Origin of the sequence: Streptomyces sp. NPDC001816, from assembly GCF_042892235.1 — a bacterium.
Lineage (GTDB): Bacteria > Actinomycetota > Actinomycetes > Streptomycetales > Streptomycetaceae > Streptomyces.
On record NZ_JBIATY010000009.1, the window covers coordinates 20,815 to 39,820 of the forward strand.

19 protein-coding genes are annotated in these 19,006 nt (G+C 70.5%); 9 read left to right on the forward strand and 10 right to left on the reverse strand.

What is annotated here, in order from left to right:
- Together ACFYZZ_RS29140 and glgX are read right to left on the reverse strand one after the other, a co-directional pair.
- Window positions 1-498, reverse strand: coding sequence for an RICIN domain-containing protein (locus ACFYZZ_RS29140; protein WP_389181974.1), 498 nt, complete (start codon window positions 496-498; stop codon window positions 1-3).
- A 152-nt stretch (window positions 499-650) separates the two neighbouring features.
- Window positions 651-2,906: a glycogen debranching protein GlgX gene (gene glgX, locus ACFYZZ_RS29145; protein WP_389181976.1), complete on the reverse strand. Its 2,256-nt coding sequence runs from the start codon at window positions 2,904-2,906 to the stop codon at window positions 651-653.
- Between the two features lie 248 nt (window positions 2,907-3,154).
- On the opposite strand from glgX, the gene ACFYZZ_RS29150 reads away from it, so the two are divergent.
- The 6 genes from ACFYZZ_RS29150 to ACFYZZ_RS29175 all read left to right on the forward strand — a co-directional run bounded on the left by ACFYZZ_RS29150 (window position 3,155) and on the right by ACFYZZ_RS29175 (window position 9,814).
- Entirely contained in the window at window positions 3,155-4,378 is a 1,224-nt protein-coding gene (locus tag ACFYZZ_RS29150; protein WP_389181979.1) for an Ig-like domain-containing protein, read from the forward strand.
- A 157-nt stretch (window positions 4,379-4,535) separates the two neighbouring features.
- The gene (locus ACFYZZ_RS29155) at window positions 4,536-5,777 is read left to right on the forward strand and encodes an Ig-like domain-containing protein (RefSeq protein ID WP_389181982.1); all 1,242 of its coding nucleotides are present in this window, start codon (window positions 4,536-4,538) and stop codon (window positions 5,775-5,777) included.
- Between the two features lie 323 nt (window positions 5,778-6,100).
- The gene (locus ACFYZZ_RS29160; RefSeq protein WP_389181985.1) at window positions 6,101-6,868 is read left to right on the forward strand and encodes an enoyl-CoA hydratase/isomerase family protein; all 768 of its coding nucleotides are present in this window, start codon (window positions 6,101-6,103) and stop codon (window positions 6,866-6,868) included.
- Between the two features lie 286 nt (window positions 6,869-7,154).
- Window positions 7,155-7,658, forward strand: coding sequence for an ATP-binding protein (locus tag ACFYZZ_RS29165; RefSeq protein WP_389181988.1), 504 nt, complete (start codon window positions 7,155-7,157; stop codon window positions 7,656-7,658).
- 144 nt (window positions 7,659-7,802) lie between these two features.
- Window positions 7,803-8,618: a polysaccharide deacetylase family protein gene (locus ACFYZZ_RS29170; protein ID WP_389181991.1), complete on the forward strand. Its 816-nt coding sequence runs from the start codon at window positions 7,803-7,805 to the stop codon at window positions 8,616-8,618.
- Window positions 8,618-9,814 (forward strand): YncE family protein, encoded by a 1,197-nt coding sequence (locus ACFYZZ_RS29175; RefSeq protein WP_389181994.1) that lies wholly within the window; start codon window positions 8,618-8,620, stop codon window positions 9,812-9,814. Before ACFYZZ_RS29170 ends, ACFYZZ_RS29175 begins: the two co-directional genes overlap by 1 nt.
- Here ACFYZZ_RS29175 and ACFYZZ_RS29180 read toward each other — a convergent pair.
- Entirely contained in the window at window positions 9,793-10,440 is a 648-nt protein-coding gene (locus tag ACFYZZ_RS29180) for a GNAT family N-acetyltransferase (protein ID WP_389181997.1), read from the reverse strand. The two genes, ACFYZZ_RS29175 and ACFYZZ_RS29180, sit on opposite strands and share 22 nt — an antisense overlap.
- A gap of 119 nt (window positions 10,441-10,559) precedes the next feature.
- Between ACFYZZ_RS29180 and ACFYZZ_RS29185 the strand changes: the two genes are divergently transcribed.
- On the forward strand, window positions 10,560-10,772 hold the full coding sequence (locus tag ACFYZZ_RS29185) for an EF-hand domain-containing protein (protein ID WP_389182000.1): 213 nt from the start codon (window positions 10,560-10,562) through the stop codon (window positions 10,770-10,772).
- A 46-nt stretch (window positions 10,773-10,818) separates the two neighbouring features.
- On the opposite strand, the gene ACFYZZ_RS29190 is transcribed toward ACFYZZ_RS29185, so the two are convergent.
- Window positions 10,819-11,739 (reverse strand): AraC family transcriptional regulator, encoded by a 921-nt coding sequence (locus tag ACFYZZ_RS29190; RefSeq protein ID WP_389182003.1) that lies wholly within the window; start codon window positions 11,737-11,739, stop codon window positions 10,819-10,821.
- A 102-nt stretch (window positions 11,740-11,841) separates the two neighbouring features.
- Between ACFYZZ_RS29190 and ACFYZZ_RS29195 the strand changes: the two genes are divergently transcribed.
- Both ACFYZZ_RS29195 and ACFYZZ_RS29200 read left to right on the forward strand, forming a co-directional pair.
- The gene (locus ACFYZZ_RS29195) at window positions 11,842-12,834 is read left to right on the forward strand and encodes a zinc-dependent alcohol dehydrogenase family protein (protein WP_389182006.1); all 993 of its coding nucleotides are present in this window, start codon (window positions 11,842-11,844) and stop codon (window positions 12,832-12,834) included.
- A gap of 100 nt (window positions 12,835-12,934) precedes the next feature.
- A complete protein-coding gene (locus tag ACFYZZ_RS29200) occupies window positions 12,935-13,612 on the forward strand; it encodes an NADPH-dependent F420 reductase (protein WP_389182680.1) in 678 nt (225 codons plus the stop codon).
- 3 nt (window positions 13,613-13,615) lie between these two features.
- On the opposite strand, the gene ACFYZZ_RS29205 is transcribed toward ACFYZZ_RS29200, so the two are convergent.
- The 6 genes from ACFYZZ_RS29205 to gcvT all read right to left on the reverse strand — a co-directional run bounded on the left by ACFYZZ_RS29205 (window position 13,616) and on the right by gcvT (window position 18,931).
- Window positions 13,616-14,173, reverse strand: coding sequence for a GH25 family lysozyme (locus ACFYZZ_RS29205; protein WP_386576633.1), 558 nt, complete (start codon window positions 14,171-14,173; stop codon window positions 13,616-13,618).
- A 91-nt stretch (window positions 14,174-14,264) separates the two neighbouring features.
- Window positions 14,265-14,486, reverse strand: a complete 222-nt coding sequence (locus ACFYZZ_RS29210) for a hypothetical protein (protein ID WP_389182009.1) — start codon at window positions 14,484-14,486, stop codon at window positions 14,265-14,267.
- A 68-nt stretch (window positions 14,487-14,554) separates the two neighbouring features.
- On the reverse strand, window positions 14,555-15,922 hold the full coding sequence (locus ACFYZZ_RS29215; protein WP_389182012.1) for an L-serine ammonia-lyase: 1,368 nt from the start codon (window positions 15,920-15,922) through the stop codon (window positions 14,555-14,557).
- 116 nt (window positions 15,923-16,038) lie between these two features.
- Window positions 16,039-17,304 carry a serine hydroxymethyltransferase gene (gene glyA / locus ACFYZZ_RS29220; protein WP_386576630.1) on the reverse strand — a complete coding sequence of 422 codons (1,266 nt, stop codon included), beginning with the start codon at window positions 17,302-17,304 and terminating at the stop codon, window positions 16,039-16,041.
- 14 nt (window positions 17,305-17,318) lie between these two features.
- Complete coding sequence (gcvH, locus tag ACFYZZ_RS29225; protein ID WP_389182016.1) at window positions 17,319-17,696, reverse strand: glycine cleavage system protein GcvH; 378 nt, start codon at window positions 17,694-17,696, stop codon at window positions 17,319-17,321.
- A 116-nt stretch (window positions 17,697-17,812) separates the two neighbouring features.
- Entirely contained in the window at window positions 17,813-18,931 is a 1,119-nt protein-coding gene (gene gcvT / locus ACFYZZ_RS29230; RefSeq protein ID WP_389182019.1) for a glycine cleavage system aminomethyltransferase GcvT, read from the reverse strand.
- Window positions 18,932-19,006 lie beyond the last annotated feature (75 nt).

The following is a 19,006-nucleotide window of genomic DNA, read 5'->3' on the forward strand; positions in this document are numbered from 1 at the left end:
CTAGACCCAGCGCCATTTCTGGTCCTTGTGACCGTTGCAGCTCCACTGGATTGCAGTAGACCCCTTGCCGAAGCTGCCGGACCCGGCAAGGCACATGTTTGATTTCCTGTTGATGATCTCGGCTCCGCTACCCGACTTCCAGTACCACATCTGGTCGGGGTTTCCGTTGCAGTCCCACACCGAGATGTCTGCGCCCCGCTCCTTCGAGCCGCCATAGGTGCCCAGGCACTGGCCGTTGCGGTTGATTATCTGGTAGAAGTGCCCGCGGACGTCTTCACCGACGTGATTGAAAGTCCAGATCTGATCACGGTTGCCGTTGCAGGACCACATGTATCCAACGGTGCGATCGGATCCGTTAAGGCTTCCCAGGCAATAGCCGTAACCGTTTTTCAGGCTGTGACCGCCCGCCGCCGATGCCGTCGGTGCGAGCCCAACGGCCGTCACCAGTGCGGCAGACAGGGCACTTGCCGCGATCGATGCACGCGCGAACTTGTTCACGGTAGAAATCCCTCCAGAAATTTCCATGAATGCACAGTCCCCGTTCTCGCGGACTGTCCACACCAGGGAAAAGGCCCTGAACCTGGGGGGGCGTTGCACTCGGGATGCGTGATCCGTGTCACGCACAGTTTTCGCACAGCTCTCGCACAGGCTCACGCGACCCTCAGCAGCAGCACCGCCCGGGCCGGGACCGTGATCTCCTCGCCCGCCCCGTGGACCGTTCCCGGTGCCTCGGCCTGTTCCTCCCGCGAGGTGTCGACCACGACCTCGTACCGTTCCGCCCAGGGCGCGCCCGGCAGCACGAAGCCCGTCGGCCGGTCGCCCGCGTGCAGCACCGCGAGGAAGCTGTCGTCCACGACCGGCGCGCCCCGCTCGTCCCGGCCCGGGATGTCCCGTCCGGACAGATACATGCCAAGCGTGGCGGCGGGTGCGTACCAGTCGCCCTCGGTCATCTCCTCGCCCCGGGAGGTGAACCAGGCCAGATCGCGCAGGCCGTCCGCCGAGTGGGCGCGGCCGGAGAAGAAGGCGCGGCGGCGCAGCACCGGGTGCCGGTGGCGCAGGGCGATCAGCCGGGAGGTCAGGTCGAACAGGGGGCGCCAGGCCGGGTCGTCCAGCAGGGACCAGTCCAGCCAGCTGATCTCGTTGTCCTGGCAGTAGGCGTTGTTGTTGCCGCGCTGGGTGCGGCCGAGTTCGTCGCCGGCGACCAGCATGGGCACGCCGGTGGACAGCAGCAGGGTCGTCAGCAGGTTCCTGAGCTGCCTGCGCCGCAGGGCCCGTATCCGCTCGTCGTCCGTCTCCCCCTCCGTCCCGCCGTTCCAGGACCGGTTGTCGTCGGTGCCGTCCCGGTTGTTCTCGCCGTTGGCCTCGTTGTGCTTGGTCTCGTACGACACCAGGTCGCGCAGGGTGAAACCGTCGTGCGCGGTGACGAAGTTGACCGAGGCGTACGGGCGGCGGCCGCCCCAGGCGTACAGGTCGCTGGAGCCGGACAGGCGGTAGCCCATCTCCCGCACGTCGGGCAGGGCGTGGCGCCAGAAGTCCCGTACGGCGTTGCGGTAGCGGTCGTTCCACTCCGCCCACAGCGGCGGGAACGCGCCCACCTGGTAGCCGCCCGAGCCGATGTCCCACGGCTCGGCGATGAGCTTGACCCGGCGCAGCACGGGGTCCTGGGCGATGACGGCCAGAAAGGGCGACAGCATGTCGACGTCGTGCATCGAGCGGGCCAGGGCCGCCGCCAGGTCGAAGCGGAAGCCGTCCACGCCCATCTCCGTCACCCAGTAGCGCAGCGAGTCCGTGATCAGCCGCAGCACCTGGGGCTGGACCACGTGCAGGGTGTTGCCGCAGCCGGTGTAGTCGGCGAACCGGCGGGCGTCGTCCTGGAGCCGGTAGTAGCCGCGGTTGTCGATGCCCTTCAGGGAGAGCGTGGGGCCCAGCTCGCCCGCCTCGGCGGTGTGGTTGTAGACCACGTCGAGGACGACCTCGATACCGGCCGCGTGCAGCGCGCGGACCATCCGCTTGAACTCGCCGACCTGCTGGCCCGTCGTACCGGAGGCCGCGTAGGCCGCGTGCGGGGCGAAGTAGCCGATGGAGTTGTAGCCCCAGTAGTTCGTCAGGCCGCGGCGCAGCAGGTGGTCCTCGTGGGCGAACTGGTGTACGGGGAGCAGCTCCACGGCCGTCACGCCCAGCTTCACCAGGTGCTCGATCGCGGCCGGGTGCGCCAGACCCGCGTACGTGCCGCGCAGTTCCTCGGGTATGCCGGGGTGCAGCCTGGTGAAGCCGCGCACATGCAGCTCGTAGATCACCGAGTCCGCCCAGGGTGTCTTGGGGCGGCGGTCGTCGGCCCAGTCGTCGTCATCGTGGACCACGACGCCCTTGGGGACGTACGGCGCCGAGTCCCGGTCGTCGCGCACGGTGTCGGCGACATGCTGCTCCGGCCAGTCCCGGACGTGCCCGTACACCTCGGGTGGCAACCCGAAAACGGCGTACTCGCCGTCCACCGCCCGCGCGTACGGGTCCAGCAGCAGCTTGGCCGGGTTCCAGCGGGCGCCGGTCCACGGGTCCCAGCGGCCGTCGACGCGATAGCCGTAGCGCTGCCCCGGCATCACGCCCGGGACGAAGCCGTGCCAGATCTCGTGCGTCAGTTCGGTCAGCGGGATCTGCGTCTCCCGGCCCCGCTCGTCGAACAGGCACAGCCGGACCGCCTCCGCCCCGCCCGCCCACAGCGCGAAGTTGGTGCCCGCGACCCCGTCCGGGCCCACCCGGAACCGGGCCCCCAGCGGAGTCGGCGCCCCCGGCCACGCGGGCGGGGCGGCAGGCAGGGCGCGACGGACGCCGTCCACCACGGCCGCCGGGTGCCCGCTCTCGGCGGCCCGCCCCTCGGCCAGTGCCCGCTGCTCGGCTGCGCTCGTCACCAGTCGGCCCCTCTTTCAGTGGCTCGCCCCCGGGGCGCAGTCGGCCGTGCCGAAGGGCCGGGCGTGCCCGGGACCTCTTCCGGTCCCGGGCACGCCCGGCCGCCCGCTACGGCTGCGCCCCGACGGCTCCGACGTGGGCTGGGAGTACCCCGCTGGGGGAGGCTCCCCTGTCGTCCTCCCCACTGTTCTGCCCAGCCCTGGCGTCGCACTCACGTTTCCCGGGAGCGTGCCCGGTCGTTGAGCCCCACGTGAGGCACGTACAAGGGCGCGCACGGCGCGCGGGGGCCGTGATGGCCGCCGTACTGACATGGGCCGGTCTGCTGGCCGGCTGCTCCTCGGGCAGCCACGGCGGACTGGACTTCGACCGGGTCTTCGGCAAACATCCGGCCGCCGAGGACGTCATCAGGGTCACCCCCGACGACGGCGGAACGGCCGTCAAACCCGGGGACCGGCTGCGGGTACGGGTGCCCGACGGGCGCCTGGAGAAGGTGAAGGTCGTCAAGTCCCAGGACGCGCAGGACTCCCCGGTCCCCGGGCACATCAGCGCCGACGGGCTCAGCTGGGAACCGGACGACAAACGGCTGGCGCTCGCCGCCAAGTACACCGTGGACGCGGTCGCGCTGGACGCCGAGGGCCGGCGCTCGGCCCGGCACACCACCTTCACCACCCTCGTCCCCGCGGAGCGGTTCATCAGCTACGTCACCCCCGAGAACCGCTCCACCGTCGGCACCGGAATGATCGTCTCCCTCACCTTCAGCCGGGAGATCACCCACCGCGCCGCCGTCGAACGGGCCGTACGGGTCACCGCGAAGCCGCCCGTGGAGATCCGCCCGCACTGGTTCGGGAACAACCGCCTGGACTTCCGCCCCGAGGCCTACTGGAAGCCCGGCACCGAGGTCACCGTCCACCTCGGCCTCAGGGACGTCGAAGGGTCGCCCGGCGCCTTCGGCCTGCAGGACAAGACGTTCACCTTCACCGTCGGCCGCAGCCAGGTCTCCCTGGTGGACGCGGCCGAGCACATGATGGAGGTCCGGCGCGACGGGCAGCTGCTGGCCAACGTGCCGATCACCGCGGGCGCGCCCAAGACCACCACCTACAACGGGAAGATGGTGGTGATGGAGATGCTCGAGGTCACCCGCATGAACAGCCAAACGGTCGGCTTCGGCGGCGAGTACGACATCCCCGACGTCCCGCACGCCATGAGACTCACCGAGTCCGGCACCTTCCTGCACGGCAACTACTGGTCGCCGGACGCCCCCGGCCGGGTCAACGTCAGCCACGGCTGTGTCGGGTTGAGGGATGTCAAGGGCGGCAGTTCGGACACTCCGGCGGGCTGGTTCTTCGACCGCAGCCTGGTCGGCGACGTCGTCGAGGTCGTCAACAGCAAGGACAAAACAGTCGCTCCCGACAATGGCCTCGGAGGGTGGAACATGGCGTGGAAGGAGTGGAAAGCGGGCAGCGCGGTCAAGTAACCAGATGAGGGACGGGGTTGCGAGCGAGGGCGGCCGGTTGAATTTGCGACTGAACGGTGACATTCACCTGACACCTCGCTCAAAACCCTGCGGTTAACATGCGCACACCAAGTGTGGTGGGGAGCGGGCCTGACCTGGCCCGGCGAGGGGAGAACAAGTGAACGTGCGGCCTGTTTCGGGGGCGTCGGTGGGGGGCCGGGGGAGAGGCCGTAAGGGGCTGGCACTCATAGCCGGCGCCCTGCTCGTGACCCTCACCGCATGCGGCGGCGGTGACTCGGGGTCCGGGTCCGGATCCGGCGACGGGAAGGGCAAGGACCCCGGCACGCAGCAGGGCAAGCAGTCGACGGCCGCCGTCAGCATCTCGCCCAAGTCCGGTGCCACGGGCGTCGACACCAGCGGCGCCCTGAAGGTGAACGTCAGCAAGGGCAAGCTGTCCGAGGTCACCGTCAAGGACGCCAAGGGCACGAAGGTCGACGGCACCATAGCCGCCGGCGGCGCCTCGTGGACGCCGTCGACGCATCTGGCCGCCGGCACCAAGTACACGGTGCACGCGGTCGCCAAGGACTCCGAGGGCCGCGAGGCCGCCGAGGACTCCAGCTTCACGACGCTCACTCCGCAGAGCACCTTCGTCGGCTCCTTCACCCCCGAGGACGGCTCCACCGTCGGCGTGGGCATGCCGTTCTCGGTCCGCTTCACCCGGGGCATCACCAACCCGGACGACGTCGAGAAGGCCATCAGGATCAAGACCGAGCCGGCCGTCGACGTCGAGGGTCACTGGTTCGGCAACGACCGCCTGGACTTCCGCCCCGAGAAGTACTGGAAGGCCGGCACGAAGGTCACCGTCGACCTCAACCTGGACGGCGTCGAGGGCCGCGACGGCGTCTACGGCGAGCAGCACAAGACGGTGAAGTTCACCATCGGCCGCAACCAGGTCTCCATCGTGGACGCCAAGAAGCACACGATGAAGGTCACTCAGGAGGGCAAGGTCATCAAGACCATCCCGGTGACCACCGGCAAGCCCGGCTACGACACCTGGAACGGCCAGATGGTCATGCGGGAGAAGCTCACGGTGACGCGCATGAACGGCGACACCGTGGGCTACGGCGGCGAGTACGACATCAAGGACGTCCCGCACGCCATCCGCCTGACCGACTCCGGCACCTTCATCCACGGCAACTACTGGGGCGGCGACGCCTTCGGCAACTACAACGCCAGCCACGGCTGCGTCGGCCTGCGTGACGTGCGCGGCGGCTACGACAAGAACGTGCCGGCGGCCTGGTTCTTCAACCACTCGATGAGCGGCGACGTGGTCGTCGTGAAGAACTCCCACGACCGCACGGTGGACCCGGCCAACGGCCTCAACGGCTGGAACATGTCCTGGGCCGACTGGAAGAAGTGAGCCCGCTCTGAGCTACGGGCCCGGCGCTGTGACCTACGGCACCGGGCCCGCAGTCGTTAATGCCCGTGCTGTGCCTGCCTGGGGGTAACCCCCAGACCCCCGGCCGGGTGTGATCGACCGCACCGACCCAGTTGCCGTTAGTCCCCGTGCTGTGCCTGCCTGGGGGCAACCCCCAGACCCCCGGCCGGGTGTGATCGACCGCACCGACCCAGTTGCCGTTAGTCCCCGTGCTGTGCCTGCCTGGGGGCAACCCCCAGACCCCCGGCCGGGTGTGATCGACCGCACCGACCCAGTTGCCGTTAGTCCCCGTTAACCTGCTGCGCATGACCGTGAATCTCGAAGTCGCCGAAGGTGTCGGAACGCTGCGGCTGGACCGGCCGCCGATGAACGCGCTGGACGTCGCCACGCAGGACCGGCTGAAGGAACTCGCCGAGGAGGCCACGCGCCGCGAGGACGTGCGTGCCGTGGTCATCTACGGCGGTGAGCGGGTGTTCGCGGCGGGCGCGGACATCAAGGAGATGCAGGCGATGGACCACACCGCGATGGTCCTGCGCTCACGCGCCCTGCAGGACTCCTTCACCGCTGTGGCCCGCATCCCCAAGCCCGTCGTCGCGGCCATCACCGGGTACGCGCTCGGCGGCGGCTGCGAGCTGGCCCTGTGCGCCGATTACCGCATCGCCGCCGACAACGCCAAGCTCGGTCAGCCGGAGATCCTGCTCGGTCTCATCCCGGGCGCGGGCGGCACCCAGCGGCTGCCCCGCCTCGTGGGCCCCTCCAAGGCCAAGGACCTCATCTTCACGGGCCGGATGGTGAAGGCCGACGAGGCCCTCGCGATCGGCCTGGTGGACCGGGTCGTCCCGGCCGCCGAGGTCTACGAGCAGGCGCACGCCTGGGCCGCCAAGCTGGCCCAGGGGCCGGCCATCGCGCTGCGTGCGGCGAAGGAGTCGGTCGACACCGGCCTGGAGACCGACATCGACACCGGGCTCGCCGTCGAGCGGAACTGGTTCGCGGGGCTGTTCGCCACCGAGGACCGCGAGCGGGGCATGCGCAGCTTCGTCGAGGAAGGGCCGGGCAAGGCGAAGTTCCTGTGAAGTCCACCGACGAACTTCCCCGATGAGGCTTGCAGTTGACGCCTTGTCTGATCCGGGTCCCCCGATGGGGCGGTTTATGGGAGCCTTAAGGCAACCTTAAACCTGCCCCGTCGAGGGAGTCTGTCGATTGCCCGGAAGTGAGCCGTCGCCGCAGGCCAGACAGGCTGTTCCAAGATCGGACATGTCATCGGCATATGCCGGTAGGTCGGTGCGCGGCAGGGGCGTACGGGGGGCGTATTCCCCCGGAACGGCCACGGAGACGGCTTCGGACGGCCATCATGGGGGCATGGCGGGGCTGGAGGGCATCGAACAGCCGCGGGGACACAGCCGTGCGGCCGCGGCGCGGTGGTCGCCCGCGGTCGAGGACGAACAGGCGCTCAAGGCGCTCGAACTGTTCGGCAACCCGACGGAGGCGGAGGTACCGCTGCCGTCCCGCCCGGAGTCCGCGGCCACCGCGCGCCGGCTCGCCCAGGTCGTCATACTGCGGCAGTGGGGGCTGACCCCCAAGATGACCGAGGACGCGGTCTTACTCGTCTCCGAACTCGTCGGCAACGCCGTACGGCACACCGGGGCCCGGGTCTTCGGCCTCCGGATGCGCCGCCGCCGCGGCTGGATCCGCGTCGAGGTCCGCGATCCCTCGCGCGGACTGCCCTGTCTGATGCCGGTTCAGGACCTGGACGTCAGCGGCCGTGGCCTGTTCCTGGTGGACAAGCTGTCCGACCGCTGGGGCGTCGACCTCCTGCCGCGCGGCAAGACCACCTGGTTCGAGATGCGGGTCGCCGACCGCTGAAGGCGGGTCGAGGAGACCCGGCAGCTTGCTCCCTGCGAATGAATCCTCCCCCACGTCCGAGTGCGCGGCGCCCGGTGGCGCCTGCGACCCGAAATCGCCCCTCGATCGGCGCAATCGGCCGTTTTCTTACCCAACGCCCCTTAAATGGTGCGGGTGACCACGACCAACCGACGCGGGGTGCTGCGCGCGGGTGCCGGGCTCGTCACCGGCGGCGCTTTCGCCGCCGGTTGCGGCGCGGGCCAGGACGCCCGGCCCGGCGCGACGACCGCCGCGCATCCCGGGTCCGCCCCGCCCGCCGACGCGTCCGGCCGTCCCGCGGCCACCTCCCACGCCGCCCCCGCCCCCCGTGCCTACGCCGGCCTGCCCGCCCAGATCAGCCACGGCCCGCGCACCCGCCCCCAGGTCGCTCTCACCTTCCACGGGCAGGGCGACCCCGACTTCGCCGAGTCCCTGCTCAGCACGGCCGAGCAGCACGGCGCCCGGCTGACCGTGCTCGCCGTCGGCACCTGGCTGGACCAGCACCCGGGCCTGGCCCGCCGCATCCTCGACGGCGGCCACGACCTCGGCAACCACACCCAGCGGCACATCTCCGTCAACGCCATGGCCGAGGCCGAGGCCCGCAAGGAGATCACCGACTGCGCGGACCGGCTGAAGCGGCTCACCGGATCGATCGGCACCTGGTTCCGGCCCTCCCGCTCCCCGACGGCCTCCCCGCTGGTCACCCGGCTCGCCCGCGCCGCGGGCTACCCGCACGTGCTGTCGTACGACGTCGACTCGCTCGACTACACCCGCCCCGGCGCCGACGCCGTCACCCGCAGGGTTCTCGCCGAAGTGCGGGGCGGCTCGGTGGTGAGCCTGCACTTCGGCTATCCGGACACGGTCGCCGCCCTCCCCGCCGTACTCCACGAACTCGACCGCCGCCACCTGCGCGCGGTCACCACCACGGAGCTGCTGAGCTGATGCGAACCACGAAAGCCGCCCGCCTCCTGGCCGCCGGAGCCGCCCTCACCGCCCTGGCACTGCTGTCCGCGTGCAGCGGTGGCGCCCAGCACCAGGGGCACGAGGAGAACGCAGCCCTCGGCAGCAAGGCGCCTGCCCGGCCGCAGGTGAAGAAGCAGCAGGTGGACGGGTTGCCCGGGATGCCCCCGGTGCTGGACCCGACCGACGTCTACGCGGCCGACCGGCCGAACCGGCTCTCCCCGGTCGTCAAGGATTTCCCGTCCCGGGTGTACGTCCCCAACACCAACTCCGACACCGTCACGGTCATCGACCCGGAGAGCTACCGGATCCTCGAGACCATCAAGGTCGGCCGGCAGCCCCAGCACGTGGTGCCGTCCTGGGACCTGAAGACCCTCTGGGTCAACAACGACCTCGGCAACAGCCTCACCCCCATCGACCCGAAGACCGGCAAGGCCGGCAAGCCGGTCGACGTGCACGACCCGTACAACCTGTACTTCACGCCCGACGGCAAGTACGCGATCGTCATGGCCTCCATGGACCGTCAGCTCGTCTTCCGTGACGCGCACACCATGAAGGTCGTGAAGACCGTCCCGGTCGGCTGCTACGGCGTCAACCACGCCGACTTCTCCCTGGACGGCCGCTATTTCATCGTCTCCTGCGAGTTCAGCGGCGAACTCCTCAAGGTCGACACCGCGCGAATGGAGGTCGTCGCCCACCAGAAGCTGCCGTTGCACGGCGCGATGCCGCAGGACGTCAAGGTCTCCCCGGACGGCAAGCTTTTCTACATCGCCGACATGGTGGCCGACGGCATGTGGATCGTGAACGGGGACACCTTCGACAAGCCGGAGTTCCTCGCCACCGGCAAGGGCGCCCACGGGCTGTACGTCAGCCGGGACTCCCGGGAGATGTACGTCTCCAACCGTGGCGAGGGCACCATCTCCGTCTTCGACTTCACCGAGAACCGGCTCACCAAGAAGTGGCACCTGCCCGGCGGCGGCAGCCCCGACATGGGCGGGGTCTCCTCCGACGGCAAGGTGCTGTGGCTCTCCGGGCGCTACAACTCCGAGGTGTACGCCATCGACACCCGCACCGGCACCGAACTCGCCCGCATCGGGGTCGGCAGCGGACCGCACGGCCTCGCCGTCTACCCGCAGCCGGGCCGCTACTCACTCGGTCACACCGGCATCTTCCGCTGAAGCAGCACCTCCGAGCCCACCGGAAGGTACCCGGCCGCCTGGAACGCCCGCATGCTGCGGGCGTTCCCCGCCGACACCTGGGCCCACACCGGCTCGTCGGCCAACTGCCGCGCCGCCGCCACCAGCGCCCGGCCCAGCCCCTGGTGCCGTACCGCGTCGTCCACCTCGACCGCCACCTCCAGCCGGCCCGCCACCCCGCGCCCCAGCACCAGCACCCCGCCGTCCGCTGCCCACACCCGGACCTCGTCGCGCCGCCGGCGCGAGCTGACCACCCGCGGGTGGGACGGGTCGACGATCTCCCGCAGCGCGAGCGCCGGACGGCCCGGCAGCGGGGACCCGACGACCATCACGTCGACCGTGTCCGTACGGCACCCCGTGCGGTCCATCAGCGCGGTCAGGAAGCGCGCGTTCATCGTGGCGGCCAGCGCGTCGCACTCCTCGGTCACCGCGCGCAGCGTCTCGTGCACCCAGTGCGGATCCTCGTCGGTGAACACGACCGAGTGGGCCGTGAAGGCCAGGACACCGGCGTCCCTGGGCGAGGGCTGGGGAACGACCGTCGTGCCGCCGTCCGCCGGCGGGAAGACGCCCTGCGCCGCCGCGTCGAGAATGTCCCGCAAGGTCTCCACAACCGCGCTCCCTGAGTCTCCATGGTGGTCGCCGCACTCCCTGCTCACGGCGGCCGTTAATCTGACCAGCGACAGTACGCCGGCACGGCATGAGAAACACGAACAAAAGGGGCGGATCGGTGGCGGACATCGAGGAAGCACGCAAGCAGTTCCAGCGGATCGACGCGGACGGTGACGGTGTCATCACCGCCGCCGAGTTCAAGCACGCCCTGGCGCAGGAGGGCGACTGGAACGTCACCGAGGCGGTCGCCGAGGCCATCATCAAGACCCGCGATCTGAACGGCGACAAGGTCCTGTCGTTCGACGAGTTCTGGGCCTACCTGAACAAGTGACCCACCCGAAGGGGGTGCCCGTCCCGTGGGGAGGGCGCCCCCTTCGTCATGCCACGCCCCGTCGGTACTGCCCCGGCGCCACCCCGTGCTCCCGCTTGAACGCCTTGGCGAAGGCGAACTCCGAGGTGTAGCCGGTGCGGGCGGCCACCTGGCGCAGGGACAGGTCGTCGTGGCGCAGCAGCCGTCCGGCGACCGTCATGCGCCACCACGTCAGATAGGTCAGCGGCGGCTCGCCCACCAGCGCGGTGAAGCGGCGGGCGAAGGCCGCGCGGGACAGACCGCCGGTCGCGGCGAGCTGCGCCACCGTCCAGGCCTGCGCCGGGTCACCGTGGAGCGCGCGCAGCGCCGCCGCGACCGCCGGGTCGGCCAGCGCGGACGCCCAGCCGCGCGCCCGGCCCGCTTCACGCTCGCTCTCCCACCAGGCGCGCAGGATGTACAGCAGCAGCGTGTCCAGCAGCGAGGTGACGATCGCGTCCGTCCCCGGCCGCAGTTCCTCCAGCTCCATCCCGAGCAGATCCACCGCCGCCCGCAGCGAACGGTGGCTGCCGACATGGGCGGGCAGGTGCACGACCTGAGGCAGTTCGGCCAGCAGCCGGTGGGCGCGGTCGCGGTCGAGCCGGTAGGTGCCGCACAGGGTGACCGTGTCCGCACAGCCCTCCCGCGGCTCGCCCGGCGGCGGCCCGCTCCAGGTGCCGTCCGACAGCAGCCGTACCTCCTGCAGGGGTACGTCCAACCCGCTGGCCAGCGCGTGCCCCTGGCCGTGCGCGAGGAAGACGACGTCCCCGGGCGCCAGCGCCACCGGCTCCCCGCCGTCCGGGATCAGCCAGGCCGAGCCGCGCAGCACCACATGGAAGCCGGCCCCGTCGGTGGCGCCGAAGTGGCGGCCCCAGGGCGCGTACTTGTAGTGGCGCGCGGAGTGCGGCCGGCCGATGCGCATGGCGGCGACGACGTCGCTGAGCACGTCCATGGGGCCACCGTAGCCCGGAAGCCCGACCGGGAAGACGTACGGACATGAAACCGAGACCGGAGGACATGGAGCGTCTCCCGTACGGGACCTAGCGTCGACGGCATGACAACTTCCGCACGCACAGTGCTCTTTCACGAACTCGGCGGCCCCGACGTGCTCACGGTCGAGGAGGTCGAGCTGCCCGCCCCCGGCCCGGGCGAGGTGCTGGTGAAGGTCGAGGCGCTGGGCCTCAACCGGGCCGAGGTGCTCTTCCGCGCGGGCACCTACTACTACCGGCCGACCCTGCCCGCCTCCCGCAACGGCTACGAGGCGGCGGGCGAGGTCGAAGCGGTCGGCGAGAAAGTCACCGCCTTCGCGCCGGGCGACCCGGTCCTCTCGGCCGCCAACTTCGAACTCAGCGCCCACGGCGTCTACGGCGACCGGGTGCTCCTTCCGGAGAGCGCGCTGGTCCCGCGCCCCGCCGGGGTCGACGCCGTGACGGGTGCGGCCGCCTGGCTGACGTACACGACGGCGTACGGCGCGCTGGTGGAGCGGGCCGGCCTGGTCCCGGGGCACCAGGTGCTGATCACCGGCGCGTCCAGCGGGGTCGGCACCGCGGCGATCCAGGTCGTCCGCCGGGCGGGAGCCGTCCCGATCGTCACCACCCGTACTGACGCCAAGCGGCAGGGGCTGCTCGACCTCGGCGCCGAGCACGTGATCGTCAGTGCCGACGAGGACGTGGTCAAGGAGGCCAGGCGGCTGACCGGCGGGCGGGGAGTGGACATCGTCCTCGACGCGATCGGCGGCGCCGGCTTCGCGGAGCTGGGCGGTGCGGTCGTCCAGGACGGGACCCTGGTCTCCTACGGCTGGCTGGACGAGCGGCCCATCCTGCTGCCCCGGCAGTGGCCGCTCACCGTCCACGGCTACGCCAACATCTCCCTCACAGGCACCGCCGAAGGCCGTCACCGCGCCACGCACTACCTCGCCTCGGGCCTCGCCGACGGCACCCTCCGCCCGGTCCTCGGTGAGGTCTTCGACGGCCTCGACCGGATCGGGGACGCCCACCGCCTGATGGAGTCCAACCGGCACACGGGCAAGATCGTCGTACGGGTCTGAGGACGTTCTGCGAGCGGTCATCCGCTTGCCGCAGTCACCGGAATACTCCCGTTCCCCCTGAGGTTGTCGCCGACGACCGACGCATGCACATGCATCGACCCTGGAAGGCTCTGTCATGAAGATCGGCATCATCGGCGCGGGCAACATCGGCGGCAACCTCACCCGGCGGCTCACCGCCCTCGGCCACGACGTGTCCGTGGCCAACTCCCGTGGCCCCGAGACCCTGAAGGAGCTGGCCGAGGAGACCGGCGCCACCCCGGTCCCGGCGACGGAGGCCGCCAAGGGCGCCCAGGTCGTCGTGGTCACCGTCCCCCTGCACCGGGTCCCCGACCTCCCCTCCGGACTGCTGGACGGCGCGGCCGAGGGCGTCGCCGTGATCGACACCAACAACTACTACCCGCAGCAGCGCGACGGCCGGATCGCCGGCATCGAGGACGAGGGCCTGACCGAGAGCCGCTGGACCGAACGGCACCTCGGACACCCCGTGATCAAGGCGTTCAACGGCACCTACGCCCAGGACATCCTGGACCGCCCCCGCCCGGCCGGCGACCCCGAGCGCCTGGCCCTCCCGGTGGCCGGCGACGACCAGGCCGCCAAGCAGGTCGTCCGCGACCTCATCGAAGAACTCGGCTTCGACACGGTCGACTCGGGCGGCCTCGACGACTCCTGGCGCCAGCAGCCGGGCACCCCGGTGTACGGCCTGCAGGCGGGCCTGGAAGCTGTACGGAAGGCCCTGGCGGAGGCGTCCCCGGAGCGCCCGGCGGACTTCCGCGGCTGACCCTCAGTGCCCGGCGGCCCACTCCCGCAGAGCGGCCCGGTCGGCGAACGCGGCCACGTTCTTGTCGTGCGGCTCGCTGCTGTACTGATGGAAGCGCCACTTGGCCTTGATGCGGGGGTGGCCCGCGCTCACGTAGTCGGCGATCCAAAGGCCGTCGCCGGCGTACGAGGTGACGTCCACGTTGAGCCAGTACTCCCGGTTGGCGTAGAGCAACACCTTGTTGTGCGGCCGGAGTTCCTTCACCGTCCGGATGAACAGGTCCTTCTGCGCGTTGCTGGCGTGCGTGCCGTCGCTGGTCGTCTCCCAGTCGACGGCGAGCAGGTCGCCCGCGCGCTCGGGGGCGTGCCTGACGAAGTACTCGGCCTGGGCGGCGGTGTTGCCCGGCCACAGGAAGTGGTAGAAGCCGACGACGAGTCCGGCGTCGCGGCCGTGCTTGGTCTGGGCGGCGAGTCTCGGGTTCACGTACGAACGCCCCTCCGTCGCCTTGATGAAGACGAAGGAGAGGCCGTCCGTGTCGTACGACGACGACTGGTACGCACTGACGTCAATGCCGTGCAGCATGGGGGACTCCCTTGAGTGCCAGTGGGGGGACAGGAGTTGACGTGTGTATGCCCCACCTTGGCACGGGAGATCCGCCGTTGAGTCAGAAATGTCAGCTCCGGGTCGCCAACGACCCAAGGACCGACGCCGACTTGGCCGACCAGTCCGAGGTGATGACGCTCGCGTGGTCCTTGGCCAGCAGGGCGAGCCGGGCGGCGACTTCGGCGTCCGTCGGGTCGGTGGAGGAGATCGCCGGGAAGACGCCGTACGCGTCCGTCATGATCAGGATGTAGTGGTTCGTCGAGTAGAAGGAGGAGTCGTAGGCGTTGTTCACGTACGTCGCCGCGGAACATCGGCCTCCGCCGGCCGGGGAGTCTCAGGGGGAAACGGGTGAGGGCGCGGTCAGCACTCGATGATGTTGACGGCCAGCCCGCCCCGGGCCGTCTCCTTGTACTTCACGCTCATGTCCGCCCCGGTGTCCTTCATGGTCTTGATGACCTTGTCCAGGGACACCTTGTGGGAGCCGTCGCCGCGCATCGCCATCTTCGCGGCCGTGACCGCCTTCACCGCGGCCATGCCGTTGCGCTCGATGCAGGGGATCTGGACCAGGCCGCCGACCGGGTCGCAGGTCAGGCCGAGGTTGTGCTCCATGCCGATCTCGGCGGCGTTCTCGACCTGCTCCGGGCTGCCGCCGAGGACCTCGGCGAGGGCGCCGGCCGCCATCGAGCAGGCGGAGCCGACCTCGCCCTGGCAGCCGACCTCGGCGCCGGAGATGGAGGCGTTCTCCTTGAAGAGCATGCCGATCGCACCGGCGGCCAGGAGGAAGCGGACCACGCCGTCCTCGTCGGCGCCGGGCACGAAGTTGATGTAGTAGTGCAGGACCGCCGGGATGATGCCGGCCGCGCCGTTGGTGGGGGCGGTGACCACGCGGCCGCCCGCCGCGTTCTCCTCGTTCACCGCCATCGCGTACAGCGTCAGCCACTCCATGGCGTGCGCCAGCGGGTCGCCCTCGGCACGCAGCTGGCGGGCCGTGACGGACGCGCGGCGGCGGACCTTCAGACCGCCGGGCAGGATGCCCTCGCGGGACATGCCGCGCTGCACGCACTCGCGCATCACGCGCCAGATCTCCAGCAGACCGGCCCGGATCTCCTCCTCCGTGCGCCAGGCCCGCTCGTTCTCCAGCATCAGCGAGGAGATCGACAGGCCCGTCTCCTTCGTGAGGCGGAGCAGCTCGTCGCCGGTACGGAAGGGGTACTTCAGGACGGTGTCGTCCAGCACGATGCGGTCCGCGCCGACCGCGTCCTCGTCCACGACGAAGCCGCCGCCGACCGAGTAGTACGTCTTGGAGAGCAGTTCCGTACCCGCGGCGTCGTACGCCCACAGCGTCATGCCGTTGGCGTGGTACGGGAGCGCCTTGCGGCGGTGCAGCTTCAGGTCGGCGTCGAAGTCGAACGCGATCTCGTGCTCGCCGAGCAGGCTCAGCCGCTTGGTCGCCTTGATGTCCGCCACCCGCTGGTCCGCCGTCTCCACGTCCACCGTGCGCGGCGAGGCGCCCTCCAGGCCGAGCAGCACCGCCTTGGGCGTGCCGTGGCCGTGGCCGGTCGCGCCGAGTGAGCCGTACAGCTCGGAGCGTATCGACGTGACGGACTCCAGCAGCTCCTCGTTGCGCAGCCGCAGCGCGAACATGCGCGCCGCGCGCATCGGGCCGACCGTGTGGGAGCTGGACGGGCCGATGCCGATCGAGAACAGGTCGAAGACCGAGATGGCCACGGGGAACTCCTCAATACGGGGGTGGTGCTCAGGGGGTGCGGTGCGGGGGTGGGCACCTCCCAGCACCGCGCGCGCCTTCTAGTGTCCAGTGTGCGCGGTGCCGGGGTACTTCGGACTTACTTGTTCAGAGCGGGGTACAGCGGGTGCTTGTCGGCCAGGGCCTTCACCCGGGCCTTGAGGGCCTCCGCGTCGTACGCCGGCTTCAGCGCCTCGGCGATCACGTCCGCGACCTCGGCGAAGTCCTCGGCCGTGAAGCCGCGGGTCGCCAGGGCGGGCGTGCCGATCCGCAGGCCCGACGTGACCATCGGGGGACGCGGGTCGTTCGGGACGGCGTTGCGGTTGACCGTGATCCCGACCTCGTGGAGGCGGTCCTCGGCCTGCTGGCCGTCCAGCTCGGACTCGCGCAGGTCGACCAGGATCAGGTGCACGTCCGTACCGCCGGAGAGCACGTTCACGCCGGCCTCACGGGCGTCGGCCGCGGTCAGCCGCTCGGCGAGGATCCGCGCGCCCTCCACCGTACGGCGCTGGCGCTCCTTGAAGTCCTCCGATGCGGCGACCTTGAAGGAGACCGCCTTGGCCGCGATCACGTGTTCCAGGGGGCCGCCCTGGAAGCCCGGGAAGACGGACGAGTTCAGCTTCTTCGCGAAGTCCTTCTTCGCGAGGATGATGCCGCCGCGCGGACCGCCGAGCGTCTTGTGGGTCGTGGAGGTGACCACGTCCGCGTACTCGACCGGGTTCGGGTGCAGACCCGCGGCGACCAGGCCCGCGAAGTGCGCCATGTCGACCCACAGGTAGGCCTCGACCTCGTCGGCGATCCGGCGGAACTCGGCGAAGTCCAGCTGCCGCGGGTACGCCGACCAGCCCGCGATGATCACCTTCGGGCGGTGCTCCTTGGCCAGGCGCTCGACCTCGGCCATGTCGACCAGACCGGTCTCGACGTCCACGTGGTAGGCGACCACGTTGAACTGCTTGCCGGAGAAGTTCAGCCGCATCCCGTGGGTCAGGTGGCCGCCGTGCGCCAGGTCCAGGCCGAGGATGGTGTCCCCGGGCTGGGCCAGCGCGAACAGGGCCGCCTGGTTCGCGGAGGCGCCGGAGTGGGGCTGCACGTTGGCGTACTCGGCGCCGAACAGCTCCTTGATCCGGTCGATGGCGATCTGCTCGGCGACGTCGACGTGCTCGCAGCCGCCGTAGTAGCGGCGGCCCGGGTAGCCCTCGGCGTACTTGTTGGTGAGGACCGAGCCCTGGGCCTCCATCACCGCGAGCGGCGCGAAGTTCTCGGAGGCGATCATCTCCAGGGTCGACTGCTGGCGGTTCAGCTCGGCGTCGACCGCGGCGGCGATCTCCGGGTCCAGCTCGTGCAGGGACGTGTTCAGGACAGTCATACGGCTACGACTCCTCAGCCGGCGGTGAAGGCGGTGTACTCGTCGGCGGAGAGCAGCTCGGCCGGCTCCTCCGCGATGCGTACCTTGAACAGCCAGCCGCCCTCGAAGGGGGCCGAGTTCACCAGCGACGGGTCGTCGACGACGTCCTGGTTGATCTCGGTGACCTCGCCGGTCACGGGGGAGTACAGGTCGCTGACCGACTTGGTCGACTCCAGCTCACCGCAGGACTCGCCCGCGGTCACCGTGTCCCCGACCTCGGGGAGCTGCACGAAGACGACATCGCCGAGCGCGTTGGCCGCGTGCTCCGTGATGCCGACCGCCGACACGCCGTCCTCGGCGGCCGACAGCCACTCGTGCTCCTTGCTGTAGCGCAGCTGCTGGGGGTTGCTCATGGCCTGAATTCTCCTGTACGCGCGGGAGTGCTGATGAAGGGGGGACTGCTGAACCTGCTGATGAGCAGGTGATGTGTGCGCAGGGTCACGTACCCGGTACGGACCGCGCCCAGTGTCTACTTCTGGCGCTTGTAGAACGGCAGCGCCACGACCTCGTACGGCTCGTGGCTCCCGCGGATGTCCACACCGACACCCTCGGTGCCCGGCGCCGCGTGCGCCGCGTCGACGTACGCCATGGCGATGGGCTTGCCCAGGGTGGGGGAGGGGGCGCCGGAGGTGACCTCGCCGATGACCTCGCCGCCCGCGACGACGGCGTACCCGGCGCGCGGCACCCGGCGGCCCTCGGCGATCAGACCGACGAGCACTCGCGGCGGGTTCTGCTCGGCCTTGGCGGCGGCCTCGGTGAGCGCCTCGCGGCCCACGAAGTCGCCCTCCTTCTCGAACTTCACCACGCGGCCGAGCCCGGCGTCGAACGGCGTCAGCGACGTGCTCAGCTCGTGCCCGTACAGCGGCATGCCCGCCTCCAGGCGCAGGGTGTCCCGGCAGGACAGGCCGCAGGGCACCAGGCCGACGCCCTCGCCGGCCTTGGTCAGCGCCTGCCACAGCTCCACGGCGTGCTCGGGCTTCACGAACAGCTCGAAGCCGTCCTCGCCGGTGTAGCCGGTGCGGGCGATCAGGGCGGGGACGCCGGCCACCGTGCCGGGCAGGCCCGCGTAGTACTTCAGGCCGTCCAGGTCGGCGTCCGTGAGGGACTTCAGGATGCCGGGGGACTCGGGGCCCTGGACCGCGATCAGCGCGTACGCGTCACGGTCGTCGCGCACCTCGGCGTCGAAGCCCTCGGCGCGCTCGGTCAGCGCGTCCAGCACCACCTGGGCGTTGGAGGCGTTGGCGACGACCATGTACTCGGTCTCGCCGAGGCGGTAGACGATCAGGTCGTCCAGGATGCCGCCGTCGGCCTGGCAGATCATGGTGTAGCGGGCGCGGCCGACGCCGACGGAGGCGATGTTGCCGACCAGGGCGAAGTTCAGCAGGGCCGCCGCCTCGGCGCCGGTCACGGTGATCTCGCCCATGTGGGACAGGTCGAAGAGCCCGGCCTTGGTGCGCACGGCCACGTGCTCGTCGCGCTCGGAGCCGTAGCGCAGGGGCATGTCCCAGCCCGCGAAGTCGGTCATGGTCGCACCGAGCGAGCGATGGAGGGCATCCAGCGCGGTGTGACGGAGTTCGGTACTGCTCATCGGTCGGTCGTCTCCCAAGGCATGACGGGCGAGGTCGTTCCTCCCCATCTGTCATCGGAACCTGAGAGGTTCGCC